The sequence below is a fragment of the Lapillicoccus sp. genome (assembly GCF_039935575.1).
GTDB lineage: Bacteria > Actinomycetota > Actinomycetes > Actinomycetales > Dermatophilaceae > Lapillicoccus.
Genome location: NZ_JBDTKA010000117.1, coordinates 1 through 26,839, shown reverse-complemented (window position 1 = coordinate 26,839; position 26,839 = coordinate 1). Strand labels below are relative to the sequence as shown.

Here is a 26,839-nt window from a genome sequence, read left to right as displayed (position 1 = left end):
TGCCCTGACCAGTTGCTCGGCCGCGTCGGCGCCGAGCCTGCCAGCCTCGGTGGCGGCGCTGCTGATGATCACTTCCCAAGCTCCGTTGTCCTTGACGACCTGCCTTTACGGCGTGCCGATGGCGTCGCTGAACCAGCGGGTGATGGTGGTGGGATGGGTAATGGCGCTACCCACAACCACGGCGTGGGCGCCCGCGGCGAGGGCTAGCCGAGCCTGCTCCGGGGTATGCACCCGTCCCTCCGCGACGACGGGCAGCCCAGGCGCGCGCTCGACGATGTCGGCGACGAGGTCCAGATCGGGTCCGGCGGTTCTGGCTCGGTCCTCGGTGTAGCCGGCCAGGGTGGTACCGACGAGGTCGACGCCTGCCTCCTGCGCGGCAAGGGCGTCATCGAGGCAGCCGCAGTCGGCCATGATGAGGATGGGCTGCTGCTCGTGGAGGCGATGGACCGTCTCGGCCAGGGTCAGGCCGTCGGGGCGGGGGCGCCTAGTGCCGTCCAGGGCGACGATGTCTGCTCCAGAGTCTCTGACGGCGCGGGCGTGACGCAGGGTGGGGGTGATGAAGACTCCGTCCCGCCCCACCTTCCATAAACCCACGACGGGCACGGTAACGCGTCCGGTGATGAACGCGATGTCGGCGAGCCCCTGAGCCCGCACGGCCACGGCTCCGCCGGCGACGACGGCTTCGGCCATCTGGGCCATGGTCTCGGGGTGGCGCAACGGCTCTTCGGGGTAGGCCTGACAGGAGACGACCAAACCGTCCCGCAGCGAGCTGATGAGGTCGTTCACGAGGGCCTGTTCTCCGAATCGTGGTCGTGTATGCCGTCGCGAGGCGAGGACTGTCCGGCGCTCGCCGCACTGGTAGGGCGGTGCGGAGCGCTCGGTCGCCGGGCGGTCCCCGGCTCGGCATCCTGGCTGAGCAGGTCCTGGGCCGCCCGGGCCGCACCGAGCAGGGCCGCGTCGGCGCCGAGGCTGGTGGGAACGATCTCGACGGCCTGCAGGACGGGAACCAGCTCGGAACGGACCGTGTCGTCCATCGCAGCCCACCACAGCGGGCCTGCGTTCGCGAAGCCGCCACCGATGACCACGATGTCAGGGTCCAGGACGGTGACTTGTCCCGCGATGGCTTGGCCGAGGGCGACGGCCGCGTCGGTGACCATCCGTGTCGCGGTGACGTCGCCTCGAAGGCTGAGCGCCACGACCTGTTCCCCGTCTGCGACGATACCGGTGCTGGCCTGGTAGCGGCGGGCCACCGCGGTGCCGGCCGCTACCGCCTCGAGGTGTCCGAGTCGACCGCAGGCGCAGCGCAGCCCTTCAGCCCTGGGGGTGGGGACGTGTCCGATCTCGCCCGCTCCCCAATGGGCTCCGTACCGGGGTTTTCCGTCGAGCACCAGGGATGCACCGACGCCGGTTCCCACCGTGACCATCAGCACGCAACTGCGGCCGCGGGCAGCCCCCTTCCAGGCTTCGCCGGTCGCGTGGGCGTCCACGTCGTTCTGCACGTGCACGCGTACCGAATGCCCCCACCGGCTCCGCAGGCGAGCGACCAGCTCGGCCCCCAGAGCCGTTCCAGCCCAGTCCGGCATGGCGTTGGTGGCAGAGACGATGGTGCCGGTGTCCACGTCGACCAGGCCGGCGCTACCGACGCCTACCTTCCGGACCGGCGCGGTCGCCTCGGTGGACACGTGGTCGACCACCTCGGCAACGGCGTCCAGGACCGCGGACGGGCCAGCCGCTGCCGGCGTGGGGACGGTGTGCCGTGCGCTGATCGCCCCGGTGGGCGTGACCAATGCTGCGGTGGTCTTCGTCCCGCCGAGGTCGACGGCGACGACGCTACCGATCACGTGCGACATGGTGCGCTTCGGCGTCAGACTGCGCTGTCTACGGATGCCTTTGCCTGCCAGCTCACGACGATCTGGCGGACGGCCTCCTGGTGCTCGGCGTCCAGGGCGGTGACCGGCGCCGCCATCGCGGCGGACGGCAGCAGCCCCAGGACGACCATGGCCGCTTTGAACGCGCCCACCCCGCGGGCGTCGGCCGACCGGCCGGACGCCGCGAAGACGATTTCGAAGAGGTCGGCAAGCCGGTCCTGTTCGAACGCGGCCTGGCCCCAGTCGCCCTGCTGGGCGGCCTGGTAGAGCCGGACGTAGCCGGACGGGTCCACGTTGCTCAGCCCCGGCACCAAGCCGTCGGCGCCGGCCATCAGCATGGCGTCACACATCAGCTCATGGCCGCTGAGCAGGGCCAGGGGGCTGCCAGCGGCGCGGTTGGCTCTGAGCAGCCGGCGAAACCCGATGTCGTCACCGGAGGAGTCTTTGATACCCGCGAGCACGCCTTCTTCGGCGAGCTGCATCACCACCTCGATCGGCACTCTCGCGTGCGACCGGACTGGCACGTCGTAGGCGATGAGGGGCAGGTCGACGGCAGCCCGGATGGCACGGAAATGATCGGCCGTCTCGGTCGCGTCGTTGATGGCGTAGATGGGTGTGGTGGCCACCACGCCGTCGGCGCCGGCTCGTTGCGCCATGCGCGCCTGCTCGATGACCCGTGGGGCACTGAGGTCGATGCAGCCCACGATCACCGGCACCCGACCGGCCGTCGCCTGCACGACGACCTCGCACACCTCCTGACGCTGCCGGTCGGTCAGGTAGGCGACCTCACCCGTCGAACCCAACGGGAAGAGCCCGTGCACCCCGCTGGCAACGAGGCGGTCGACGAGCCGAGTCAACGTGGCGCGGTCGACCCCACCGTGAGGGTCGAACGGGGTGATCATGGGCGGGATAACGCCGTGTAGGCGTCGTGGCTGGGTCACTGTAGGTTCCTCGAGCTCATAGCAGGGTCGGCGCAGCCTGGAGCAGCGTGCGCGTGTAGGCGTCTCGAGGTGACTGGAAGACCTGTTCGGTCGGTCCTTCCTCCACGATCCGCCCGGCGTTCATGACGACGATCCGATCCGATACGTGCCGCACGGTGTTGATGTCATGAGAGATGAACACCATGCCCAGCTGCAGCTCGTGGCGAAGGTCGGCCAGCAGGTTCAGCACCTGCGCTCGCACGGATACGTCGAGCGCCGAGGTGGGCTCGTCGGCGACGACCACGTCGGGGTTGAGCGCGAGGGCGCGGGCGATGGCCACCCGCTGACGCTGCCCCCCGGAGATCTGGCGGGGCAGCACGTCCATCGCCGAGCGAGGTAGGCCGACCAGATCCAGGAGCTCGCGGACCCGCCGGGCGCGGCTGGCGGGGTCACCGATGTCGTGGACGCGCAGCGGGTCGGTCAAGGTGTCCCGGATGAGCATCCGTGGGTTCAGCGCCGTCGCGGGGTCCTGGAAGATCACCGAGACAGCCCGGCCCAGCGTCTTACGGGCCCTGCGGCCCGACCGTAGTGGCTCGCCCCGGAAGAGCACCTCGCCGCTGGTAGCGCGCTGTAGGCCAACCATCACCCGGGCCAGGGTGGTCTTGCCACAGCCGGACTCGCCGACAATGCCGATGGTCTCCCCGCGCCGGATCTCCAGGTCGACGCCCTGTACCGCCTGGACCCGGTCGGGCCGGAACAGTGAGCCGGTTCGGGCCTTGTGCACGACGTGGACGTCGCGCAGCTCGAGTACAGGCACGGTCGCGTCCGTCTCCGGCGACACCGAGGTCATCGGGCCATCTCCAGTTCCTCACGTTCAGGGGTGGTCGCGTAGCGGTGTGACGTCCCCTCGATTTGCCGCAGCGTGGGCTTGACGTCCCGTCCGACCTCGGGGTGGGAGGACCGCGGGGCGAAGCGGTCCCCGGTCAGGAAGTCGGCCGGAGAGGGGACCACGCCAGGCACTTGGTGCAGACGCGCGGCGCCCTGTTCGACCGACAGAACGGCGCCGAGCAGACCCCGGGTGTACTCGTGGCGGGGGTCGGTGAGCAACTCGGTAGTGGTGCCCGACTCGACCACCTGGCCGGCATACATCACCGTGATCCGGTGGGCCAGCTGGGCCACCAGGGCCAAGTCGTGGCTGACGAAGACCATGGCGAAGCCGAGCTCCCGTCGGAGCTGGTTGAGCAGGTCGACGACCTGCTGCTGCACGGTGACGTCCAGGGCGGTGGTGGGTTCGTCGGCCATGACCAGCCTCGGGTTCCGGGTCAGCGCCATGGCAATCAACACGCGTTGTCGCTGTCCGCCGGAGAGCTCGTGCGGGTAGCTCTTCAGCGTCCGGGCCGGGTCGAGACCTACGAGGTCGAGGAGGTCCGGAGCGCTGCGCTGGCCTCCGCGTTTGGTCAGCTGCGCCAGCTGGGAGCGGATCAACATGGAGGGGTTCAGTGAGCTGAGGGCGTCCTGGTAGATCATGGCGATCTCGTGGCCACGCAGGCTGTTGTGCTGCTGCGGGGACATGGTGAGCACGTCCCGGCCGTCGAAGAGGATCTGCCCATGCAGCCGCGCGGTCTTGGGCAGGAGACCCATCACCGCCATCGAGGTGATGGACTTCCCGCAACCGGACTCGCCGACCAGTCCCATGGTCTCACCGGGCCGCACGTCGAAGGAGACATTATCGACGATGTCGACGTCGCCGTGGGCCTCGGGAAAGGCGATCGAAAGGTTGCGCACCTGCAGGATCGGGGCAGCGTCCCCGGTGTAGACGAGCCGGTCGGAGCGCCGAAGCTCGGCCTCGCGCAGCTCCGCCAGGCGGTCCCTAAGCGCGATCCCACCGTCGGCCAGGACAAGGCCGTCGGATCGGACGAGATCGTCCTCCTCTGCCTGGCTGACGTCCGCGGCCTGGTCCGACGGGGTGAAAGGCTCGGCGACCGGGCTGTCGACTGCCGTCGACCGGGCGACCTCGTCCTGCACCTGTATCTTGCGGCGCAGCCGCGGGCTGATCATGGCGTCGGTCAGGCCTTCGGAGAGGACGTTGAGGCAGAGCACGGTGATCAAGATCATGAGACCGGGAAAGAACGTCGGCCACCAGTACCCAGACAGCAAGAGCGCCTTACCGTCGGACAGGACGTTGCCCCAGGACGGGTCGGGGGGCCGGACTCCAGCGTTGATGAACGACAGCGACGCCTCGAACACGATGGCGTCAGCGACGAGCACAGTGGCGAAGACCAAGATGGGCGCGATGCAGTTCCGGGCCACATGACGGGTGAGGATCCATACGGTGCTGGCGCCCATGACCTGCGACGAGGCCACATAGTCCTCACCGAACTGAGCCAGCACGTTGGCCCGGACGACTCGGGTCAGCTGCGGGGTGTAGAGGAACGCGATCGCACCGATCAGAATCGGCAACGAGCTGCCGAACACGGCGACGAACACCGCGGCCAAGGCGATTCCGGGGAAGGACATGATGATGTCCAGGAGTCGCATGAGGACTTCGGCAACCCACCGGTGGGCGGTGGCGGCGACCGAGCCGAGCACCGCCGCCGCGACCAGGGCGACAGCGGTGGCGCCCAGCCCGATGAGCAACGACGAGCGTGCGCCGAAGGCGACCCGGGCGAAGATGTCGCGCCCGATGGCGTCGCTGCCGAACAGATGGCCACCACCAGGGGGCTGGACCGGCGTGCCGCTGGCCAGGGGATCGCCGGCCAGCGGGGCCAGGACGGCCAGCAGGCAGACGAGGGCGACCACGACAAGCGCGATCTTCGAGCCGATGGGCAGTGCTCTTAGACGCAGCCCTGGCTCGCTGAGCCGTTCGGTGAGTGAGCGACGCATATCTCACACGCTCCTGATCCTGGGGTTGACCAGCACGTAGAGCAGGTCAACCACGACATTGACCACGATGAAGGCCAGCGCGACAGTCAAGGTGACACCTTGAATGAGGTTCACGTCGTTGCGCGTGACACCGTCGAGGATGAGCTGCCCCATCGCTTGGATGTTGAAGATGATCTCGATGATGACCGCGCCACCGATGAGGTACCCGAACCGCAGCCCGAGCACCGTGATCGGCGTGATCAACGCGTTTCGCAGCACGTTGCGCCCCACCACCACATGCTTTGGTATGCCGGCACCGATCGCGGTGCGGACGTAGTCGCGGTCCAGCTCCTCCACCATCGCGGTACGCACGACCCGGGTGAGTGACCCAGCCACCGGAACCGCCAACGCGACCGCCGGTAAGAACACGTTGTTCAGGTAGACCGCCGGCGCTTCGGTGAACGGCACCCAGACCGCGACCAGCGCCGGGAAGATGCCCGCGCCGCCGGGGATGTCACCCAGCCACTGGATGAGCAGGATCGCCAACCAGAACGACGGTGTCGCGAGCGCTGCGATCGACACGACTCGAATCAGCTGGTCCGGCCACTGGTCCCGGAACAGCGCAGCCACCACCCCGAACACGGCCGCAAGCACGACCGCGATCAGCAAACCCAGCAGGGTCAGCTGCAACGTGATAGGGAAGGCGTTCGCCACCAGGCTGGTGACCTGGACGTTCCCGCTCGAGGTGCCGAGGTCCCCGTGGAACATGCCACCAAGAAAGTGGACGTAGCGCAGGAGCAGCGGATCGTCCAGACCGTACTGCTCTCGGTACTGCTGCAGGGCCTGCGGCGAGGCGGACTCGCCCAGAGCCAGTCGCGCGGGATCCACCGGCGAGAACGACATGATAAAGAAGACGAGGAACGTGACTCCCAGAAGCATGACAGGCAGAGCCAGAAGTCGCCGGCCGACCAGCCGGATCAGAGTGTTCATAGGGGCAGTCCTTGCGACGGGCTTCCGGGGGCCCGGGTGACAGCAGCCATCCAGGCCGGTCTGGTCATTTCGTTGAGGCCACGTTCAGGAAGCTCAGACCAGTCAGCGAGATCGGCTTGAAGTCGACCAAGGTCTGAGCGTTCCAGGCGGTCGGGGCCTTGCGGTGGAAGAGCGGGTAGAGCGGCACCTGTTCGGAGACTAGGTCGAACGCCTGGTGCCACTGGTCCTTCTGGGCCGAGCCCGTCTCGCGAACGGCCTTGTCGAGGACCTGCTGCAGCTGGGTGTAGGGGGTCTGTCCCTTCCAGTGCATTCGCAGGTCGGTCCAGGTGTCGTTGGCGTACCACCACCGCATCAGCAGGTCAGCGTCGTTGCCGAACACCGAAGGGTCCCCGGGCGCGATCACCAGATCGTAGGCGTCCGCCTTGCCGTCAATCGTGGTGTAGACGTCAGCCGACTTCTTCTGCATGAAGTCCACCGACAGCCCGATCGCTTCCAGACTCTCCTTCATGATCGGCGTGGCCTTCTTGACCCAGTCGTGGTCCGTGCACAGCATCCGGATCCGGGTCAGGCCGGTCTCCGCGAGGAGACTCTTGGCCTTCGCAGCGTCCAAGGCGTAGACCATCGACGCCTTGTGATACGCCGGATGGTCTTCCGGCACGAAGCATGTCGCTGCGGTGGCGTTGCCGAGCAGGGCGGTCTTGATGACCTTCTCCATGTCGATCGCGTAGAGCACCGCCTGGCGGTTCTTGACGTCGTCGAACGGCTTCGAACCGCAGTTGAACATCGCGAAGAGCAGACCGAAGCCCTGCACCGACTCAACGGTGCTCGAGGCCTTGATCGAGTCGATGGACAGATAAGGCACCGAGTCGATCGCCTGTACGGCCTGGGACTGCAGCCCGTTCGTCCGGGTGGACTCGTCCGGGAGGATCTTCCACTCCATGACCTTGGCCAGTGCGGGCCGCGGGCCCCTGTAGCCCTCGAACCGCTCGAACCGGATGGTCTTCGAGGCTGCCCCGTTGTCGGTCATCTTGTACGGCCCGGTACCGACGGGCTTCGCGTCGAACGCCTTGCGGTCGGCCTCTGCAGCCTTCTTCGGCACGATCTTGACCACGGCCAGCCGCTCGTTGACCAGGGAGTAGGGATACTTCAGCGTGACCGTGACCGTCTTGTCGTCCTTCTTGCTCACCTTGGCGACGAAGGCGATGAAGGACGCGTACAACGACTTGTTGGCCGGGTCGAGTACCCGGTCGAAGCTGAAGGTCACGTCGTCCACGGTGACCGGCGAACCGTCGTGGAACGTGGCGCCGTCGCGCAGCGTCACCTCGTAGGTCGTCGGATCGACCTGCTTGGGCAACTCCTTACCTAGAGCCGCGTAGACCTCACGGCCCGGCGTGGGCATAACCTCGGTCAGCCCCTCCATGGTGTGCCAGTTGGCGGCGACCGTCAGCGCTGCACTGGTGGTCATGGGGTCGAACCCGTTGGTCCCCAGCTCGTAGGAGATCCCGGCGGTGATCGTGCCGTCCTTCGCCGCCGTCCCCGCAGTTGCCGATCCTGCTGGGCGCTTGTTCGGGTTCTCCCCGCCGCATGCGCTGACCGATCCCGCTATGGCGGCAGCAGCACTGAGCGTGCCGACCAGCCCGAGAAAGCCGCGCCGGGTCGTGGTCGGGGTCTGAATCTGCGAGATAGCAGGCATGTCATCCTCTCAGAAGACATCTGATGTCTGATGTCTGATGTGCCACTATAGGGTGTCCTCCAAAGGAGGTCAACTTGGCAAAGCACCTAAGGCCCGGAGCAGCATCCGCCGCCCAGGAGTCCATCAAGGAGTACCTGCTCGAGCACCGGCTGAGGCCAGGCGACCCGCTTCCGAGTGAGTCCGTGCTCTGTGAGCAGCTCGGGGTCAGCCGGTCCAGCGTGCGGGAGGCAATCCGAACGCTCAGCGCGTTGGACATCGTGGAGGTCCGGCACGGAACCGGCACCTTCGTGGGCAACCTGTCCCTTGATCCCCTCGTCAACGGGCTGGCCTTCCGGGGGGTGCTCACGCCCGGCGAGGACTACGAGGCGCTGCGAGAGGTCGTCGAGATCCGCACTGCGCTCGATCTAGGAGTCGCCGAACCGCTGGTGGCTGCCGTGCAGGGAACAGTCACCGCTGGTCTTCACGAGCTCGTGGCCCAGATGGTCAAACTCAGCGAACGTGGCGAGGCCTTCACCGCGCAGGACCGGGCCTTCCATGTCGCCTTGCTGGCCAAGCTCCCGAACCGACTGCTCGGCCAGATGGTGGAAGCTCTCTGGGAAGTCCATACGCGTGTCCTGCCCCGGCTCGGAGTTCCCACTCCCGCCGACATCGTGGAGACCGCCGCGGCGCACGGCGACATGCTGCGCGCCGCGGAGCGCGGCGACCTCGGCGGGTACCGGACCGCGGTGATCCGCCACTACCGGCCGCTGCTGCGGGTGCTCGACGCATCGGCCGTCGAGGGACCGGCGTAACACGGAGTCAGGTCGGCCGGTCTGACCCGGACAGGTCCGGACCGGCTGGCCATATTCCGGCTGGGCGCCACAACAGGGCCTCAAATCGGACAGCAGCCAGTCGGATGGGACGTCCGCCTTGACCCGCTCATCTCAGTTGGGGAAGCCTCCGACGCCCCACCGAGGTGGCGACATACGATAGTCGAAAGGCCCTCACACGCGGCCTGCACGCCCCACGAATCTGGTGATCTCCAGCCATGCCCACCCCGACGCCCACGAGCACGCCGATCGAGCGGCTCGACCGTGTCGTCATCCGGTTCGCCGGCGACTCCGGCGACGGGATGCAGCTGACCGGCGACCGGTTCACCACCGACTCGGCAATCCTGGGCAACGACCTCTCGACCCTGCCGAACTTCCCCGCGGAGATCCGTGCTCCGCAGGGGACGTTGCCAGGCGTGTCCAGCTTCCAGCTGCACTTCGCCGACCATGACGTGCTCACCCCCGGTGACGACCCCGACGTCCTCGTGGCGATGAACCCCGCGGCGCTCAAGGCCAACCTCGCCGACCTGCCGCGCGGGGCCACGATCATCGTCAACACCGACGAGTTCAGTAGGCGCAACCTCGGCAAGGTCGGCTATGTCACCTCCCCCGTCGACGACGGGACGCTCGAGAGCTACCACGTTCATGCGGTGGCCCTGACCTCGATCACCGTTCAGGCGCTCGCGGAGTTCGACCTGACCCGCAAAGACAAGGAACGCGCGAAGAACATGTTCGCGCTCGGCCTGCTGTCCTGGCTCTATACCCGTCCGATCGCGACCACCGAGCGGTTCCTGACGTCGAAGTTCGGCTCGAAGCCGACCCTGCTCGCGGCCAACCTGGCAGCTCTGCGCGCCGGGTTCAGCTACGGCGAGACGACGGAGGACTTCGCGCACCGCTACGAGGTCGGCCCGGCACCGATGAAGGCCGGGCTCTACCGCAACATCACGGGCAACGTCGCGCTCTCCTACGGCCTGGTCGCGGCGGCGCACCGCAGTGGGCTGCCGATCGTCCTCGGGTCCTACCCGATCACCCCGGCCTCCGACATCCTCCACACCCTCGCGGGGCTCAAACGGTTCGGGGTCACCACCATGCAGGCCGAGGACGAGATCGCCGGCGTGGGTGCCGCGCTCGGAGCGGCGTTCGGTGGGGCCATCGGGGTGACGACGACATCGGGTCCGGGGCTGGCCCTCAAGGCCGAGACGATCGGGCTCGCCGTCTCGCTCGAGCTGCCCCTGGTCATCTGCGATATCCAACGCGGGGGGCCGTCGACCGGCCTGCCGACCAAGACCGAGCAGGCCGACCTGCTGCAGGCGATGTTCGGGCGCAACGGTGAGTCGCCGGTCGCCATCGTCGCGCCGCAGTCACCGGCCGACTGCTTCGACATCGCGATCGAGGCCGTCCGCATCGCGACCACCCACCTCACCCCGGTGATCGTTCTGTCTGACGGCTATCTCGCCAACGGCTCCGAACCGTGGTCGGTCCCCGACGTCGACACCCTGCCCGACCTCCATGTCGAGTTTGCGACCGAGCCCAACGCCGTTGACGGAAAAGGTGATCCGGTCTTCCACCCCTACCTGCGCAACCCGGAGACACTCGCCCGGCCGTGGGCCGTCCCCGGCACTCCGGGGCTCGAACACCGGGTCGGGGGCATCGAGAAGGCCAACGTGACGGGCAACATCTCCTACGACCCCGACAACCACGACCTGATGACCCGCCTGCGCGCTGCCAAGATCGACGGGATCACGGTGCCCGACCTCGAGGTCGACGACCCCGACGGCGACGGCGAGGTCCTCGTCGTCGGGTGGGGCTCGACCTACGGACCGATAGCCGCCGCCGTCAGAGCCCTTCGGAGCCAAGGCATCCCGGTGGCTCAAGCCCACCTGCGTCACCTCAACCCGTTCCCGTCCAACACCGGCGAGGTACTGGCGGCATACCGGCGGGTGGTCGTCCCTGAGATGAACCTCGGCCAGCTCGCGATGCTGTTGCGAGCCAAGTACCTCGTGGACGTCCAGTCGCACACAGCGGTCCGAGGCCTCCCATTCCGGGCCAGCGAGCTCGAGGACGTCATCCAGAAAGCAGTCACCGAATGAGCATCGACCTGGGTATGCCTGCCTCATCACCACACGGCTTGGTAGGCGTACCAACGCTACCCGAAGGCAGTACCCCGCAGACCAAGAAGGACTTCACGTCCGACCAGGAGGTTCGCTGGTGTCCGGGGTGCGGTGACTACGCCATCCTCGCAGCGGTCCAGGGGTTCCTGCCCGAGCTCGGGCTGCGACGCGAGAACGTCGTCTTCGTGTCGGGGATCGGCTGCTCGTCACGGTTCCCCTACTACCTCGACACCTATGGCGTGCACTCCATCCACGGTCGTGCACCCGCCATCGCCACCGGCCTGGCAACCTCGCGACCCGACCTGTCGGTCTTCGTCGTGACCGGCGACGGCGATGCGTTGTCCATCGGTGGCAACCACCTCATCCACGCCCTGCGCCGCAACGTCAACCTGACAATCCTGTTGTTCAACAACCAGATCTACGGACTCACCAAGGGTCAGTACTCCCCCACGTCGCGCGTCGGGCTCGTCACGAAGTCGACGCCGTTCGGGTCGGTCGACAGGCCCTTCAACCCGGTCAGTCTGGCGCTGGGCGCCGAAGCGACCTTCGTCGCGCGCACAATGGACTCCGACCGCGCACACCTGACCGAGGTGCTGCGCGCCGCGACAGCGCACCGGGGTACCTCGCTCGTCGAGATCTACCAGAACTGCCCGATTTTCAACGACGGCGTCTTCGACGTCCTCAAGGACCACACGCAGGCGCAGGCCCGGATCATGCACCTGGTCGACGGCCAGGAGGTGGCGGCCGGAGACACCGTCGTCGTCCGGGGTGACGACGGTGCGTTGGTCGTGCTGCCCCGCGACGAGGCCGACCCTGCCCGCATCGTGCGACACGACGTGCACGCCGACGACCCGTCGCTCGCGTTCGCCCTCTCCCGGTTGGACGACCCGTCGATGACCCATGTGCCGATGGGCATCTTCCGTGACGTCGACCGGTCCACCTACGACGACCTCGTCCGGGCCCAGGTCGACGGCACGGTCATCGGGGCCGGCGGTCCTGCGACCGACGACGACCTCGCCGCACTGCTCGCGGGCCGAGACTCCTGGCACGTGGGGGCGTGAGCGGGGTTCCAGAGTCGCTGTCCTCGACTGCCGGGACCCCGACCTCCCGGACCCCGACCTCCGGACCCCCGTCCGGACCGACCGACGGCACCGACGAGCGCCGAGGAGCCCTGTTCGGCTTCTCGGCATACCTGCTCTGGGGCTTGTTTCCCCTCTACTTCTACGCCTTGGCTCCCGCTGGGGCGTGGGAGATCCTCGCGCACCGGATCATGTGGACCTTGGTTCTCTGTCTGCTGGTGCTCACGGTCCGACGCGACTGGACGTGGGTACGTCCGCTGCTCAAGCGCCGCCGGTTCGTGCTCGGCATCGGGTTCGCGGCTGTTGTGCTGGCCGTCAACTGGACGGTGTATGTGGCTGCGGTCGGCTCCGGGCACGTCACCGAGGCGGCACTCGGCTACTTCCTCAACCCCATCGTCACCGTGGGGCTGGGCGTCCTCGTCCTGGGTGAGCGGCTGCGGCCGCTCCAGTGGGTTGCGGTGGGCGTCGGTCTGGCGGCGGCGGTCTTCCTGACGGTGACCGGCGGGACGTTCCCGTGGATCGCGTTGTCGCTGGCGTTCAGCTTCGCGCTCTACGGCTTGTCCAAGAAGCACCTCGGCGCTACCCTGCCGGCGCTGCACGGCCTCACCGTCGAGTCGGCGATCCTCACCCCGGTGGCCGTGGGTTTGGTTCTGTGGCTGGGCATCTCGGGGAACCAGACGTTCACCACCGGGGCTCCGTGGCACCCCACCCTTCTCGTGCTGTCCGGTGTCGTCACGGCCGTCCCCCTGCTGCTCTTCGCCGCCGCCGCGAGACGGGTGCCGCTGGTCACCATCGGGCTGTTGCAGTTCGTCACCCCCGTCATGCAGCTGTTGTGCGGAGTGGTCTTGCTGGGCGAGCACATGACCAGTGAGCGGTGGGTCGGGTTCGGGATCGTCTGGCTCGCGCTCGTCCTGCTCACCATCGACTCGCTGGTCAGCACCCGACGGCGACAGGGGCGCGAGCATGCAATCGCTGGCCTCTCGTCCGGCGTAGCCTGCGACCCGGCCCCCTGATCGGCCGAAGGACCGGGCGATTGCCGAACGCAACATCCGACCGCGTGGTCGACAGTTGTGGCCGAACGGCCGGTTTCGCCGCAACGAGCGACCGCGTGGTCGACAGTTGCGGCCGATGAGCTAGGAGAGCGAGTAGGTCTGTCCGGCCCTGGCCATCTCGGCCAGCTCGGGCGGCAGGTCGTCGCCGGCCGCGAGCAGCTGCGGCAGTGTCCCGGGCTCGAGGGTGAGCGCCCGGAACGCGTCGGATGCCGTCACGTGGTGGTCGGGACGATGGACCACGACGATCTCGTCGTCCGCCCGGATCGTGCCCGGTGTGACAACGGACAGGTATGCCCCGGACCTGCCGGCCCGTGTGAAGGTCTTGAGCCAGCCCTTGACGGCCATGTGCTCGCGGAACCGGCCACACGGGATGCGCGGCCCGCTCACCTGAAGGACCACCTCGGGTCCGACCCGCCATCGTTCACCGATGACGGCGTCGGAGACGACCAGGTCGCGCGTCGTCAGGTTCTCCCCGAACATGCCGTTCGGAAGCTCCCGGCCCAGCAGCCGTCCCCACTCGTCCAGCTCCTCGCGAGCGAATGCATACACCGCCTGACCGTCGCCGCCGTGGTGCCGGTGGTCGCCGATCTCGTCACCCACGAGGCCGCTCCCGAGCCCGTGCGCACGGCTTCCGGGGTCGCGGACCTCGACCGTCCCGTCGTGCGGGTGCTTGTCGATCGCGGTCGGCAGCAGCTTCGGGTTGGTGCGTGCTGTCAGCCGGCCCAGGTTGACGGTCAACAGTGTGGGGCTCATGGTGTCACCGGGCGTCAGCCGAGCCGGTCGACGACCGAGGTGACCAGCGCGGTGAGCGCCGTCTTCGCGTCCGACTCCGGCAGTCCGCCGAGCAGCGCGACGGCCTCTGCTCCGACGGCCCTGGTCCGTTCGCGGGCCTGTTCGAGGGCCGCGTTGGTCCGCAGCAGGTCGAGGGCCTCGGTCAGTCGGGCGTCGTCACGCAGGTCGCCGCCGAGCAGCTCGCGCAACCGAGCATCGCGCGGGTCGGTCCCGGCTCGTGCGTAAAGGACTGCCAGGGTGGCCACCCCCTCGCGCAGGTCGGTGCCCGGGGTCTTGCCGGTCTCCGTCCCGTCGGAGGAGATGTCGATGAGGTCGTCCGCCATCTGGAAGGCGACGCCGAGCCGTTCGCCGAAGGCCGTGATGACGTCGACGGTCTCGGCGGAGCAGCCGGAGAACATGGCGCCATAGCGCGCGGACGTTGCGATCAGGGCACCGGCCTTGTCGGCAAGAACGCCGAGGTAGTACTCGACCGGGTCGACCCCGGGCGGGCTCGGACGGTCATCGCGGATCTGACCCGCACACAGGCGTACGAACGTGCGCGCCTGGATGAGGACCGCCTCGGCACCCAGCCCGGCCACCAGCTCGGACGCCTTGCCGAACAACAGGTCACCGATGAGGATCGCCGTGGAGTTGTCGTACTTCGCGTTGGCGCTCGGAACGCCCCTTCGTACGTCTGCCTCGTCCATCACGTCGTCGTGGTAAAGCGAGGCGAGGTGGGTCAGCTCGCAACCGGCGGCTGCCGCGACGACGTCGGGGTTGGGGCCGGTGCCCAGCTCCGCGGCCAGCAGGGTGAGCAACGGGCGAACCCGTTTGCCACCCGCGTCGAACAGGTGCGCGGACGCGTCGGCGATCAAGGGGTCGTCGTAGTCGACGGTCGCGGTGATGAGCTCGTCGACCTTGGCGAGACCGTCCTGCAGCCGCGTCGACAGGCCCACCGAGATGCCCGGGATCGCGAGGACGGGCGGCGTGGTACTCATACCACCAGTGTCTCAGGGTCGGTCGAACGCGAAGGCTTCACCGCAGGAACTGAGCCGCGTTCTGGGCTAGCAGCAGCAGCGACGCCGGGGCGACACCGAGAACGAGGGTGAGCACGGCGCCGATCCCGATCGAGATCTTGGTCATCGCCGAAGGGGTGACCACCCCGACCGAACCGGAGGACGCCTCGCTGAAGTACATCAGCACGATGACCCGCACATAGACGAACACGGTGGTGGCGCTGCAGATCAGACCGACGATGACCATGACCGTCCCCGCAGTACCGGAGCGAAGGGCCGGCTCGAAGACCGCGAACTTCGCGGTGAAACCCGAGGTCAGCGGTATGCCGGCGAAGGCCAGGAGCAGAAAGGCGAAGACTCCCGCGGTGAGGGGATGGCTTCGGCCGAGACCGGCCCACTGGGTCAGTCGGGTGGCCTCCGACGCGTTGTCCTTGTCGCGAACCAGCCCGACGATCCCGAACGCGGCTATCGTCATCAAGCCGTAGCAGACGAGGTAGAACATCACACCGCTGACACCGGCCCGGTCGAACGCGAGCACGCCGACGAGAATGAACCCGGCGTGCGCGATAGACGAGTACGCCAACATCCGCTTGATGTCCGTCTGGGTGACCGACAGAACGGCGCCGACGATCATGGTGAGGATCGCGACCGCGCTGACGGCCGGCGCCCAGTCCCATCGATCGGACTCGATGCCGACGTAGACGAACCGCAGGATCGCGCCGAACGCCGCCAGCTTGGTGGCCGAAGCCATCCAGCCCGTGACGGGAGTCGGAGCACCCTCGTATGCGTCGGGTACCCACGCGTGGAACGGGGCGGCACCGATCTTGAAGAGCAGGCCGACGGCGACAAGCAGGATGCCGGGGACGAGCAGACCGTTGAGCTCTGTGCCACCGGTCGGGATGGCTTGGGCGATGTCCGGCAGATAGACCGAGCCCGAGTACCCGAACAGTAGCGCCGTACCGAAGAGGAAGAAGGCGGACGAGAAGGCGCCCAGCAGGAAGTACTTGAGGGATGCCTCCTGCGAGAGCAGCCGACGGCGTCGAGCCAGTCCCGTGAGGATATAGAGCGGGAGCGACAGGACCTCGAGAGCGATGAACATCGTGAGCAGGTCGCCGGCGGCCGGGAAGAGCATCATGCCCCCGACGGCGAACAGGGCAAGGGGGAAGACCTCGGAGGTCATCATCCCGGCACGCATGGCCTGGGCCTCCTGGGCGGAGCCCGGGACCGCCGAACCCATGGGGGTGAACGCGTCGGCGCCCACGCCGCCGAGCCGTTCGGCCATGGTGAGGATGCCCATGAAGGACAGCAGGAGCACCGCACCCTGCAGGAACAGAGCCGGGCCGTCGATGACGACGGCACCCTTCACGGCTCCTCCCACGCCAACAATCCCGGCCGTCGCGGTCTGGTGGTTCACCGCGACCAGGACGACGGCAAGGAAGGCGCCGAGCATCGCCGCGTGGGCGAGCCCGACCTGCAGGGCATATCGACGTCGACGGGGAGCGAAGGCCTCGACCAGCACGCCGACGACCGCGGCCCCGAACACGATGAGCATCGGGAGTACCGCCGCGTAGTCGATGCTGGCCTGCGTGAACACGGCAGGTGCCACGGCAGTCACTTCGCGCTCCCTTCGGCGACGCTCACGGGGACGACCGGCGCAGGGTCGGTGACGCCGACATACTTCAGAGTCACCGACACAGCGGGGTTGATGATGTCGAGGGCGGGCTTGGGATAAAAGCCCAGGACCAGGAACAGAGCAATCAGCGGTGTCACGACCCACTTCTCACGGCCGCTGAGGTCGGAGGTGCCCGCGGCAGACTCCGGCGGTGGTCCCGTCATCATCCGCTTGTACATCAACAAGATGTAGAGGGCTGCGAGGATGATCCCGATCGTCGCGAGCACCGCCGGCACGGGATAGCGCTGGAACGTCCCCACCAGGGTGAGGAACTCCGCGACGAACGCTCCGAGCCCAGGAAGGGCCAGGCCGGACAGACCCGCGACGAGCCACGCACCGGCAAGCAACGGTGTGACCCGCTGCCACCCGCCGAAGTCGGCGATTTTCTTGCTGCCACGGCGTTTGACGAGCATCCCGGCGAACAGGAACAGTGCAGCCGTGGTGAACCCGTGGTTGACCATGTAGAGCGTCGACCCGGCAAATCCGGTGGTCGTCATGGCGAAGATGCCGAGGACGATGAAGCCGAAGTGGCTGATCGAGGTATAGGCGATCAGCCGCATCACATCGGTCTGCCCGATCGCCAGCAGCGCCCCGTAGAGCACGGAGATCACCGCGAGCGCGATGACGACGGGGGTGGCCCACTTGCTGGCCTCGGGGAACAGCTGCAGGCAGAACCGGATCATCCCGTAGGTGCCGACCTTGTCGAGCACGCCCACCAGCAGGGTGGCTGTGGCTGGGGTCGACTCGGTCGCAGCGTCGGGCAGCCAGGTGTGGAAGGGCACCATCGGCGCTTTGACCATGAACGCGAAGAAGAACCCGAGGAAGAGCAGCCGACCCGTGGTCGGGTCGAGCGCCAACCCGGTGAGCTTCTCGACGAGGAACCCGTCCGACCCGCCGGGTCCCTGCGTGTAAAGGCCGATGACAGACGCCAGCATGATCAGACCGCCGACGAGCGAGAAGATGAGGAACTTCACCGCGGCATACTGCCGGCGAGGGCCGCCGTACTGCCCGATCAGGAAGTAGACCGGGATGAGCATGGCCTCGAAGAACACGTAGAACAGAAAGACGTCGGTCGCCGCGAAAACGCCCACCATGAACGTCTCGAGGACGAGCATGAGGGCGAAGTAGTTCTTCTCACCGCCATCGCCGGCGGGCAGGTCGTGCCAGGCGGCGATCAGGCAGATCGGCGTGAGCGCCAGTGCCATGAGGATCAGCGCGAGCGCGATCCCGTCGACGCCGAGTGCGTAGCTCACCCCGAACTGTGGGATCCAGGAGTGCTGCTCGGCCAACTTGAACTGTCCGGTGGAGCTCTGCCCGACGTAGGCGACGGTCGCGGCAACGCCGAGGACGAGCGTGACCAGCGAAAAGCCGAGGGCCACCTGCTTGGCACGCGCCGCCGCTCCGGTCGGGAGCAGCCAGACGACGACGGCCCCGATCAGGGGAACCGCGCCGAGGACGGTGAGCCAGGGGAACTGGTTCATCCCTGCATCACCCACAGGACGCCGAGCAGGACGACCACGCCGGCCAAGAAGGTCAGCGCGTAGGAGCGGGCATACCCGTTCTGCAGCCGTCGCCATCGACTCGACAGCCCGCCGACCAGCCGTGCGAGGCCGGTCGCCGCTCCGTCGACGCCCGCGCTGTCGGCGAAGACGAGCGAGCGGGTCAGGTGGATGCCCGGGCGCATCAGCAGCCCTTCGTTGACCTCGTCCTGATAGAGGTCGTTGCGAGCCGCCTGGGTGAACAGACTGCCGACCGCAGCGGTCTGCGGCACCTCATCGCGCAGGTAGCGCATCCACGCGAGACCTGCGCCGGCGGCGACCAGCACCAGGGTGAGCACGGTAATCGCGACCGGAGCCAGCACCGGGTGCTCGTCCTCGAGGGACCCGACGACCGGTTCGAGCCAGCTCTGGATGACACCGGTGGGGACGAGGACTGCGCCGAGCGCGGCCGAGCCGATGGCGAGGATCATCATCGGCACGGTCATCGTCAACGGCGACTCGTGCGGGTGCACATCCTCTGTCCAGCGCTTCTTTCCCAGGAAAGTCATGAAGAACAGCCTCGACATGTAGAACGCCGTGATTCCCGCGCCGAGCATCGCGGCCAGCCCGAAGATCCATGGGCGGACGCCTTCCCCCACGAACGCCGCCTCGATGATCTTGTCCTTGGTCCAGTAGCCAGACAGCAAAGGAAAGCCGATGATGGCCGCCCATCCGAACGCGAACGTCACAGCGGTGATCCGCATCGCGAACCACAGCGCCCCGAACCGTCGCATGTTCACCTGGTCGTTCATCCCGTGCATCACGGACCCGGCACCGAGGAACAGCCCGGCCTTGAAGAAGCCGTGGGTCAGCAGGTGGGCGATCGCGAAGACATATCCCACCGGCCCGAGACCAGCGGCGAGCATCATGTAGCCGATCTGGCTGATCGTCGAAGCGGCGAGCGCCTTCTTGAGGTCGTCCTTGGCACAGCCGACGATGGCGCCGTAGAGCAGGGTGATGGCACCCACGATCACCACGAACAGCTGTGCGGTCGGCGCGGCGTTGAAGATCGCATGGCTGCGCACGACCAGGTAGACGCCGGCCGTGACCATGGTCGCGGCGTGGATCAGCGCCGAGACGGGTGTCGGGCCGGCCATGGCGTCACCGAGCCAGCTCTGCAGCGGGAACTGGGCCGACTTGCCGCAGGCACCGAGCAGCAGGAAGAGCCCCATTGCCGTCAGCGCGCCCTGGCTGGCCTGGCCGACCCCGGCGTTGACCGAGGCGAAGTCGACCTTGCCGAACTGGAAGAACATGATCATGATCGCGACGGACAGCCCGAGGTCACCGACGCGGTTGGCGACGAACGCCTTGTTGGCGGCTGTCGCATACGCCGGGTTGTAGTTCCAGAACCCGATGAGCAGCCACGAGGCCAGGCCAACGCCCTCCCATCCGACGTAGAGCAGCAGGTAGGAGTCGGCGATGACCAGCAGCAGCATCGACGCGACAAACAGGTTGAGGTAGGCGAAGAACCGGCGCTTGTCGGGGTCGTGGGCCATGTAGCCGAGTGAGTAGACGTGGATGAGCGACCCGACGAACGTGATGAGCAGCACGAACGACATCGACAGAGGGTCGATCAGCAGGCCGGCACTGAGCTGGAACTGCCCGACGGGCAGCCAGTCGAACAGGTGGACCCCCATCGCCCGGGCTTCGGCGCTACGCCCGACCATCGACAGCACCACGAGCAGGCCGACGAAGAACGACCCCCAGGACAGGAAGGTGGCGACCAACGGGCCGAACTTGTCCGTCCGGCGACCCCCGACCAGCAGGACGACAGCACCGAGCGCGGGCAGGGCAACGAGCAGCCACGCGTATGAGGTGATGCCGGTGGCAGCCGAAGCGGCCCCTTCGGCGTTGGGTAGGCCGGCCAGGGTCAGCACAGTCGGGTCCTCACAGCTTCAGGAGGTTGGCGTTGTCGACCGAGGCCGACCGGCGGGCACGGAAGATGGCCATGATGATGGCCAGGCCCACGACGACCTCGGCGGCGGCGACGACCATCACGAACAGGGCGATGACCTGTCCGTCGATCGTCCCCTGCACCCTGGCGAACGTGACGAAGGCGAGGTTCGTCGCGTTGAGCATCAGCTCGACGCCCATGAACGCGATGATCGCGTTGCGGCGCATCAGCACGGCGGCCGCCCCGATCGCGAACAGGATCGTGGCGAGGTAGATGTAGTGGACGAGGTTCACCGCGTCGACCCCTCCTCGATCTCGCTCTCGATGGCCTGCTCGACGGCGCTGTAGCGCCCCGGGGGGGAGACCTGGTCGCGCGACTTGAGCACGCGGGAGACGGACAGCTCGGTGGGCGTCCCGTCCGGAAGCAACGCTGGGGTGTCGACTGCGTTGTGACGTGCGTAGACACCCGGCGCCGGCAGGCCAGCGACGAACTGGTTCTCGCGGACCCGGCGCTGCGACCAGGCCTTCTGGGAGCGCTTCTCGCCGAACCGCTCACGGTGGGCCAGCACCATGGCCGCCATCGCGGCCGTGATGAGCAGGGCGGAGGTGAGCTCGAACGCCCAGACGTACTTGCCGAACACGAGGTTGGCGACCCCGCTGACGTTGCCGGGGTCGGCGTTGACGGCGTCGAGGAACTTCGGGGTCGGGAGTGTGATCGAGCCGAGCGCGAAGAACATCACCAGGGCCAGGCCCAGGGTGAGCACGGTCGCGGCCGCCTTCTGGCCGCGGATCGTCTCCACCAGCGAGTCGGAGGAGTCGACGCCGACCAGCATGAGCACGAACAGGAAGAACATCACCACGGCGCCCGTGTAGACGAAGATCTGGACGACGCCGAGGAACTCCGCCTGCTGCACGATGTAGAGGACGCCCAGGTTGACCATGACGAACGCCACGCACAAGGCGGCGTGGACCGCCTTGCGAGCAAACAGCAGCCCGAACGCGGCGATGACCATGAGCGGTGCGAGGATCCAGAAGATGACCGCCTCACCCGTGGACGTCACGGGGCACCCCCTGTCTGGGAGACCGGGGAGTTCACGGAGCCGGTCTGCAGGGCGCCACCGGCGTGCTTCGTCGGTGCGGGTCCACGCGTACCGGTGTTGCCAAGGCCGACGGCCTCTTCGGTGACGTCGCCGGCAGTGCCGTCCAGATCCTCGTTCTGACGACGGTGTGACAGGACCCATTCCTCCTGCTCCGCCGTCGAACGGGTCACCTTGCCCTGGTAGTAGTCCTGCTCCTCCATGCCGTCGACCATCGGGTGCGGCGCCGGCAGCATCCCGTCCTGGATCGGCCCGAGGAGCTGGTCCTTGGTGAAGATCAGGTCGGCGCGGTTGTTGTCGGCGAGCTCGTAGAAGTTCGTCATGGTCAGCGCGCGGGTCGGGCAGGCCTCGATGCAGTACCCGCAGAAGATGCATCGCAGGTAGTTGATCTGGTAGACGCGGCCGAACCGCTCACCCGGTGAGAACCGGCCGGTGCCGCCCTCGCTGTCGTCGTTGTCTGCGCCTTCGACGAGGATCGCGTCCGCGGGGCAGGCCCAGGCGCACAGCTCGCAGCCGATGCACTTCTCGAGGCCGTCCGGGTGCCGGTTCAGCTGGTGGCGGCCGTGGAACCGGGCCTCGGTGGGGCGCTTCACCTCGGGGTACTCCTCGGTGGCCACCTTGCGGAACATCGTGGCGAAGGTGACGCCGAACCCAGCGACCGGAGCCAAGAAACCCTTGAGAAAGCTCTCCTGCTCCTCCGGCGCACCAGCGCTGGTGCTGGGCGTGTTGACGTTGGTCCGAGGCGGGACTCGCTTGGCCGGGGGCGTCGCCGGAGCCGGCTGCTGCTCCGGGGTCTCCGGAACGTCAGCACCGCTCTGGCGCTCAGCCACGGGTGTCCTCCTCGATGGTGGTCGTGCTGCCGACGGGGACAGCCTTACGTGCCGGCTCTCTCAGGGTTTGACCGGGCAACGGCGGAACAGGGTATCCACCCGCGAACGGGTCCACCTCGCGGGGCGTGCCCGGCGAGCCTTCGGCGTCCTCCTCCTCGGCGCGACGGGTGTCGTAGACCCACGACACCGCGAGCGCCAGCACGGCGACGACGCCGACCGCGGCCAGGGTGACGGTGGGGAAGTTGCGCCCGGCGATGGACACGACCGAGTCGCCGAACCAGCCGTTCTGCGAGCCGCGGATAAACGACACGACAACGACCCAGACCAGCGTCACCGGGATGAGGAACTTCCAGCCGAAGCGCATGAACTGGTCATAGCGCACCCGGGGCAGCGATCCGCGCAGCCACACGAAGAAGAACATGAAGGACCACAGCTTGGCGGTGAACCAGAGCACGCCCCACCAGCCACCACTGAACATGTTGTCGTTGATCAGCGAGATCAGCGGGGGCGCCTGCCAGCCGCCCAGGAACATCGTCGTGGCCAGCGCCGCGACCGTGAACATGTTGATGTACTCACCGAGGTAGAACATGGCGAACCGCATCGAGCCGTACTCGGTGTGGAACCCGCCCGTCAGCTCGCCTTCGCCCTCGGCGAGGTCGAACGGGAGCCGGTTGGTCTCTCCGACCATGGTGATGATGTAGACGGCGAACGAGAAGAAGGCAGGTATGAGGTACCAGACCGACGACTGTCCAAAGACGATCTGCGAGGTGGACATCGAGCCGCTGTAGATGAACACGGCGACGAGCGACAGACCCATGGCGATCTCGTAGGAGATCACCTGAGCGGTGGCACGCAGGCCGCCGAGCAGCGGGTAGGTCGAGCCGGACGACCAGCCGGCCAGGATGATCCCGTAGACGCCGACGGAGGCGACGGCCAGCACCAGCAGCACCGCGACCGGGAAGTCGGCGAGCTGCAACGGCGTCATGGTGCCGAACATCGACGCCTTGTCACCCATCGGGATGATGGAGAACGACACGAACGCCATGGTGGCGGCCAGGATCGGCGCCAGGGTGAAGATGAGCTTGTCGGCAGCTGCCGGGGTGACGTCCTCCTTGAGCATCGACTTCAAACCGTCGGCAAGGGTCTGCAACAGACCGAACGGCCCGGCGCGGTTGGGACCGGGGCGCTGCTGCATGCGACCGATGACGCGTCGCTCGAACCAGATCACCAGCAGCGTGCTGATCAGCAGGTAGACGAAGATCAGCAGAGCCTTGATCAGGGACAGCCACCACGGGGTCGTGGTGAAGTCGGTGCGGGGGTTGTCGACCATCGGCATCACGAGAGCCGGTATGCCGCCCGCCTGCACCAGCGCGCCGCTCATCATCACTGCCACCCACCTTCCAGATCATGCTTTCGGTCGAGGGCGATGGCGTCCGCGTCGGCGTCGGCCACGCCCACCGATACCCGGGCACCGGACTCGGCACCCAGCATGCTCCGCACCGCGCAACCGATGCTGTTGGTCGGCAACCAGACGACGCCGTCGACGAGGTGCGGAGTGAGGAGCATCGGGAGCGTGACCGACCCGTGCTCGGTGGACACCGTGACGAGGTCGCCGTCGGCGGCGCCGACGCGCTCGGCGTCGGCGATGTTGAGGCGGGCGACAGCGCGAGGAGCCGTGCCGGCCAGGAACGGCTCGCCGTCCTGCAGTCGGCCGGCGTCGAGCAGGCTGGCCCAGGTCGCGAGCAGGAAGGCGCCGCCCGCACCGGGTCCGGGGGTGTCGGGGGCGGCGTCGGGGGGGGCGTCGGGGTTGGCGTCGGTCGGCTCCGTGACGTCGTAGGTCCCCGTCCAGGCGCCGAGCCGCTGGAACTGCTCGTGCACCTGCTCCTGGGTCCGGGTCTCGAGGAAGCTCCCGAGCTCGGCAGCCAGCATGTCGAGAACCCGGTGGTCGCTCATCGCGTTGGTGGCGAGAGCGTCATGGAACGGGCGTACGCGGCCCTCCCAGTTCACGAACGCACCGACCTTCTCGGCGTGTGGGGCCACCGGGAGCACCACGTCGGCGATCTCGGTCACGGCCGACCGCCGGACCTCGAGGGAGACGACAAACGTCTTGGCGAGCGCTTCCTCGACATCGAGGCTCGCGAGGTCGGCTGGGTCGACGCCGCCGACCACGAGCGCGTCGATCTCGCCCTCGCAGGCGGCCCGCAGGATCCCGGCCGTGTCTCGAGCGGGGGTGTCGGGCAGACCGACGACGTCCCAGGCCTCGGCGACCTCGGCTCGCGCTCCGGCGTGGGTGGCGGGGCGACCGCCAGGCAGCAGCGCCCCCAGGGCGCCGGCCTCGAGTGCGCCGCGCTCACCGGCACGTCGGGGGATCCATGCGAGTCGAGCGCCGGTCTCGGCCGCGAGGGCAGCCGCCGCGGTGAGGGCACCGGGGACGATGGCCATCCGTTCCCCGACCAGGATGACCCCGCCGTCACGCAGGGCCTCGTGGGCGCCGGACCCGGCACGGGTGGCGCCGATCTCGCGCAGGATCGCGGTCTCGCGCCCTGGTGCGGACGGCAGGAGGGTGCCCAGCATCTTGTCGAGCCCGCGGGTGCGGAAAGGCGCGATGGCATACACCGAGGTGGTGCCGGCCCGGACGGCCTTACGCAGCCGCAGGAAGACGATCGGGGACTCGTCCTCGGGCTCGAAACCGACCAGCAGGACGGCCTTGGCGTGCTCGAGGTCGGTGTAGGTCACCGCTCCCCCGTCCGGGCCGGTCGCGACGACGTGCCGAGCCAGGAAGTCGACTTCCTCAGCGGAATGCGGTCGGGCGCGGAAGTCGACGTCGTTGGTGTGCAGCGCGACTCGGGCGAACTTGCCATAGGCGTAGGCGTCCTCGACGGACACTCGACCGCCGACGAGTACGCCTGCAGCCCGAGAGCGACGCAGCCCGGCGGCCGCGGCTTCGAGTGCCTCGGGCCAGCCTGCTGCTCGCAGCTCCCCGTCGTCACCACGCACCAGCGGCACCTCGAGGCGGTCGGCGAGCGTGGCGTACTGGAAGGCCCACCGGCCCTTGTCGCAGTTCCACTCCTCGTTGACGGCCGTGTCGGTCGCCGCCATCCGCCGGAGCACGACACCGCGGCGGTGGTCGGTGCGGATCGCGCAACCGGAGGCGCAGTGCTCGCACACGCTCGGCGTGGAGACCAGGTCGAAGGGCCGGGAGCGGAACCGGTAGGCCGCACCGGTGAGCGCCCCGACCGGGCAGATCTGCACGGTGTTGCCGGAGAAGTACGACTCGAACGGCTTGTCCTGGTAGATCCCGACCTGCTGGAGCGCACCCCGCTCGACCAGCGCGATGAACGGGTCACCCGCGATCTGGTCCGAGAAACGCGTGCAGCGCGCACACAGGATGCAGCGCTCGCGGTCGAGCAGGATCTGGCTGGAGATGTTGATCGGCTTGGGGTAGGTGCGCTTGACGTCCTCGAACCGCGAGACCGCGCGCCCGTTGCTCATCGCCTGGTTCTGCAGCGGGCACTCGCCGCCCTTGTCGCAGACGGGGCAGTCGAGCGGGTGGTTGATGAGGAGGAACTCCATCTGCCCGTGCTGGGCCTTGTCGGCGACGGCCGAGGTGAGCTGGGTGTTGACCTTCATGCCCTCGGCCACGGTGATCGTGCACGACGCCTGTGGCTTGGGCATCGGGCGCATCGACCCGTCGGGGCCCGGCGTGGCGATCTCGACGAGGCATTGCCGGCAGGCTCCGACCGGTTCGAGGAGCGGATGGTCGCAGAACCTCGGGATCTGGACGCCGATCTCCTCGGCCGCCCGGATCACCAGGGTGCCTTTGGGGACCGAGACCTCGACGCCGTCCACCGTGAGTGTGATGTCGTCGGCTCCCTTGGGCGGCTTGGCGTTGCTGCCGCTGCTCACCGCGTTGCCGCCGTCAGCGGGGCTGGTCAACGGCGTACCCGCGACGGAGGTGCTCTGAGACGTGCTGGGTGAGGTGGGTGTGGTGGTCATGCCGACGCCGACTCCTTCTGGCTCGCGAAGAGCGACGAGGCGTCCCGGTCGAACGGGCAGCCGCCGTGGGTCAGGTGCGCGATGTACTCGTCCCGGAAGTACTCGATGCTGCTCGTGATCGGCGAGGTCGCACCGTCAGCGAGGGCACAGAACGACCGGCCGAGAATGTTGTCGCAGATGTCGAGCAGCTTGTCGAGGTCGGCCTCGCTGCCCTCACCGTGCTCGAGCCGCTCGAGGATCTGCGCGAGCCACCAGGTGCCCTCGCGGCAGGGCGTGCACTTGCCGCAGGACTCGTGCTTGTAGAAGTCGGTCCACCGCTCGACCGCCCGAACGACGCAGGTGGTCTCGTCGAAGATCTGCAGTGCCCGCGTGCCGAGCATCGACCCGGCGGCGCCCACCGACTCGAAGTCCAGTGGGACGTCGAGGTGCTTGTCGGTGAACAGTGGCGTCGAGGACCCACCGGGAGTCCAGAACTTCAGCCTCTTCTGCGGGTCGCGCATCCCGCCGGCGAGGTCGAGCAGCTCGCGCAGCGTGATCCCCAGTGGGGCCTCGAACTGACCAGGGTTCTTCACGTGTCCGGACAGGCTGAAGATGCCGAACCCGGTCGACTTCTCGGTGCCCATGGCCTTGAACCAGTCCGCG

22 protein-coding genes are annotated in these 26,839 nt (G+C 67.9%); 4 read left to right on the top strand and 18 right to left on the bottom strand.

The genetic code is table 11. The annotated features are described in order from the left end of the window. Window positions 1-105: 105 nt before the first annotated feature. From ABI385_RS14355 to ABI385_RS14325, 7 genes are all read right to left on the bottom strand, one after another. The gene (locus ABI385_RS14355) at window positions 106-786 is read right to left on the bottom strand and encodes an N-acetylmannosamine-6-phosphate 2-epimerase (RefSeq protein ID WP_348104439.1); all 681 of its coding nucleotides are present in this window, start codon (window positions 784-786) and stop codon (window positions 106-108) included. Continuing rightward, window positions 783-1,841, bottom strand: a complete 1,059-nt coding sequence (locus ABI385_RS14350; protein WP_348104438.1) for an ROK family protein — start codon at window positions 1,839-1,841, stop codon at window positions 783-785. The genes ABI385_RS14355 and ABI385_RS14350 overlap by 4 nt, the downstream gene beginning before the upstream one ends. 23 nt (window positions 1,842-1,864) lie before the next feature. Continuing rightward, window positions 1,865-2,809, bottom strand: a complete 945-nt coding sequence (locus ABI385_RS14345) for a dihydrodipicolinate synthase family protein (RefSeq protein WP_348104437.1) — start codon at window positions 2,807-2,809, stop codon at window positions 1,865-1,867. 16 nt (window positions 2,810-2,825) lie between these two features. Further along, window positions 2,826-3,638, bottom strand: coding sequence for an ATP-binding cassette domain-containing protein (locus ABI385_RS14340; protein WP_348104436.1), 813 nt, complete (start codon window positions 3,636-3,638; stop codon window positions 2,826-2,828). Then, a complete protein-coding gene (locus ABI385_RS14335; RefSeq protein WP_348104435.1) occupies window positions 3,635-5,671 on the bottom strand; it encodes a dipeptide/oligopeptide/nickel ABC transporter permease/ATP-binding protein in 2,037 nt (678 codons plus the stop codon). The genes ABI385_RS14340 and ABI385_RS14335 overlap by 4 nt, the downstream gene beginning before the upstream one ends. 3 nt (window positions 5,672-5,674) lie before the next feature. Continuing rightward, the gene (locus ABI385_RS14330) at window positions 5,675-6,640 is read right to left on the bottom strand and encodes an ABC transporter permease (RefSeq protein WP_348104434.1); all 966 of its coding nucleotides are present in this window, start codon (window positions 6,638-6,640) and stop codon (window positions 5,675-5,677) included. Between the two features lie 64 nt (window positions 6,641-6,704). Next, complete coding sequence (locus tag ABI385_RS14325; RefSeq protein ID WP_348104433.1) at window positions 6,705-8,333, bottom strand: ABC transporter substrate-binding protein; 1,629 nt, start codon at window positions 8,331-8,333, stop codon at window positions 6,705-6,707. 74 nt (window positions 8,334-8,407) lie between these two features. Between ABI385_RS14325 and ABI385_RS14320 the strand changes: the two genes are divergently transcribed. The 4 genes from ABI385_RS14320 (at window position 8,408) to rarD (ending at window position 13,345) form a co-directional block, all read left to right on the top strand. After that, a complete protein-coding gene (locus ABI385_RS14320; RefSeq protein WP_348104432.1) occupies window positions 8,408-9,124 on the top strand; it encodes a GntR family transcriptional regulator in 717 nt (238 codons plus the stop codon). Window positions 9,125-9,360: 236 nt separating this feature from the next. Further along, window positions 9,361-11,232, top strand: coding sequence for a 2-oxoacid:acceptor oxidoreductase subunit alpha (locus ABI385_RS14315; protein ID WP_348104431.1), 1,872 nt, complete (start codon window positions 9,361-9,363; stop codon window positions 11,230-11,232). Next, window positions 11,229-12,314 (top strand): 2-oxoacid:ferredoxin oxidoreductase subunit beta, encoded by a 1,086-nt coding sequence (locus tag ABI385_RS14310; protein ID WP_348104430.1) that lies wholly within the window; start codon window positions 11,229-11,231, stop codon window positions 12,312-12,314. Before ABI385_RS14315 ends, ABI385_RS14310 begins: the two co-directional genes overlap by 4 nt. Then, the gene (gene rarD, locus ABI385_RS14305) at window positions 12,311-13,345 is read left to right on the top strand and encodes an EamA family transporter RarD (protein ID WP_348104429.1); all 1,035 of its coding nucleotides are present in this window, start codon (window positions 12,311-12,313) and stop codon (window positions 13,343-13,345) included. Before ABI385_RS14310 ends, rarD begins: the two co-directional genes overlap by 4 nt. Window positions 13,346-13,465: 120 nt before the next feature. Here rarD and ABI385_RS14300 read toward each other — a convergent pair whose 3' ends face one another. The 11 genes from ABI385_RS14300 to ABI385_RS14250 form a co-directional block, all read right to left on the bottom strand. Beyond that, a complete protein-coding gene (locus ABI385_RS14300; RefSeq protein WP_348104428.1) occupies window positions 13,466-14,137 on the bottom strand; it encodes an MOSC domain-containing protein in 672 nt (223 codons plus the stop codon). A gap of 14 nt (window positions 14,138-14,151) precedes the next feature. Then, window positions 14,152-15,153 carry a polyprenyl synthetase family protein gene (locus tag ABI385_RS14295; RefSeq protein ID WP_348104427.1) on the bottom strand — a complete coding sequence of 334 codons (1,002 nt, stop codon included), beginning with the start codon at window positions 15,151-15,153 and terminating at the stop codon, window positions 14,152-14,154. 37 nt (window positions 15,154-15,190) lie between these two features. Continuing rightward, window positions 15,191-16,786 (bottom strand): NADH-quinone oxidoreductase subunit NuoN, encoded by a 1,596-nt coding sequence (nuoN, locus tag ABI385_RS14290; protein ID WP_348104426.1) that lies wholly within the window; start codon window positions 16,784-16,786, stop codon window positions 15,191-15,193. Next, the gene (locus ABI385_RS14285) at window positions 16,783-18,324 is read right to left on the bottom strand and encodes an NADH-quinone oxidoreductase subunit M (protein ID WP_348104425.1); all 1,542 of its coding nucleotides are present in this window, start codon (window positions 18,322-18,324) and stop codon (window positions 16,783-16,785) included. The genes nuoN and ABI385_RS14285 overlap by 4 nt, the downstream gene beginning before the upstream one ends. Next, a complete protein-coding gene (nuoL, locus tag ABI385_RS14280) occupies window positions 18,321-20,255 on the bottom strand; it encodes an NADH-quinone oxidoreductase subunit L (protein WP_407068283.1) in 1,935 nt (644 codons plus the stop codon). Before nuoL ends, ABI385_RS14285 begins: the two co-directional genes overlap by 4 nt. Window positions 20,256-20,268: 13 nt before the next feature. Continuing rightward, the gene (gene nuoK, locus ABI385_RS14275) at window positions 20,269-20,568 is read right to left on the bottom strand and encodes an NADH-quinone oxidoreductase subunit NuoK (protein ID WP_348104423.1); all 300 of its coding nucleotides are present in this window, start codon (window positions 20,566-20,568) and stop codon (window positions 20,269-20,271) included. Further along, the gene (locus ABI385_RS14270) at window positions 20,565-21,335 is read right to left on the bottom strand and encodes an NADH-quinone oxidoreductase subunit J (RefSeq protein WP_348104422.1); all 771 of its coding nucleotides are present in this window, start codon (window positions 21,333-21,335) and stop codon (window positions 20,565-20,567) included. Before ABI385_RS14270 ends, nuoK begins: the two co-directional genes overlap by 4 nt. Then, the gene (gene nuoI, locus ABI385_RS14265) at window positions 21,332-22,039 is read right to left on the bottom strand and encodes an NADH-quinone oxidoreductase subunit NuoI (RefSeq protein WP_407068282.1); all 708 of its coding nucleotides are present in this window, start codon (window positions 22,037-22,039) and stop codon (window positions 21,332-21,334) included. Before nuoI ends, ABI385_RS14270 begins: the two co-directional genes overlap by 4 nt. A gap of 154 nt (window positions 22,040-22,193) precedes the next feature. Then, on the bottom strand, window positions 22,194-23,582 hold the full coding sequence (nuoH, locus tag ABI385_RS14260; RefSeq protein ID WP_348104420.1) for an NADH-quinone oxidoreductase subunit NuoH: 1,389 nt from the start codon (window positions 23,580-23,582) through the stop codon (window positions 22,194-22,196). Window positions 23,583-23,584: 2 nt separating this feature from the next. Further along, window positions 23,585-26,197 carry an NADH-quinone oxidoreductase subunit G gene (locus ABI385_RS14255; RefSeq protein ID WP_348104419.1) on the bottom strand — a complete coding sequence of 871 codons (2,613 nt, stop codon included), beginning with the start codon at window positions 26,195-26,197 and terminating at the stop codon, window positions 23,585-23,587. Further along, the coding region (locus ABI385_RS14250) for an NADH-ubiquinone oxidoreductase-F iron-sulfur binding region domain-containing protein (RefSeq protein ID WP_348104418.1) at window positions 26,194-26,839 on the bottom strand (646 nt) is incomplete at its 5' end. The genes ABI385_RS14250 and ABI385_RS14255, both read right to left, overlap by 4 nt.

Bases quoted from the DNA above. Each gene is read 5' to 3' on its own strand.
- ABI385_RS14310 (WP_348104430.1), top strand. From the start codon at position 11,229: ATGAGCATCGACCTGGGTATGCCTGCCTCATCACCACACGGCTTGGTA.
- ABI385_RS14340 (WP_348104436.1), bottom strand. From the start codon at position 3,638: ATGACCTCGGTGTCGCCGGAGACGGACGCGACCGTGCCTGTACTCGAG.
- ABI385_RS14335 (WP_348104435.1), bottom strand. From the start codon at position 5,671: ATGCGTCGCTCACTCACCGAACGGCTCAGCGAGCCAGGGCTGCGTCTA.
- ABI385_RS14315 (WP_348104431.1), top strand. From the start codon at position 9,361: ATGCCCACCCCGACGCCCACGAGCACGCCGATCGAGCGGCTCGACCGT.
- ABI385_RS14255 (WP_348104419.1), bottom strand. From the start codon at position 26,197: ATGACCACCACACCCACCTCACCCAGCACGTCTCAGAGCACCTCCGTC.
- nuoH (WP_348104420.1), bottom strand. From the start codon at position 23,582: ATGAGCGGCGCGCTGGTGCAGGCGGGCGGCATACCGGCTCTCGTGATG.
- ABI385_RS14325 (WP_348104433.1), bottom strand. From the start codon at position 8,333: ATGCCTGCTATCTCGCAGATTCAGACCCCGACCACGACCCGGCGCGGC.
- ABI385_RS14285 (WP_348104425.1), bottom strand. From the start codon at position 18,324: ATGAACCAGTTCCCCTGGCTCACCGTCCTCGGCGCGGTTCCCCTGATC.
- ABI385_RS14330 (WP_348104434.1), bottom strand. From the start codon at position 6,640: ATGAACACTCTGATCCGGCTGGTCGGCCGGCGACTTCTGGCTCTGCCT.
- ABI385_RS14295 (WP_348104427.1), bottom strand. From the start codon at position 15,153: ATGAGTACCACGCCGCCCGTCCTCGCGATCCCGGGCATCTCGGTGGGC.
- ABI385_RS14300 (WP_348104428.1), bottom strand. From the start codon at position 14,137: ATGAGCCCCACACTGTTGACCGTCAACCTGGGCCGGCTGACAGCACGC.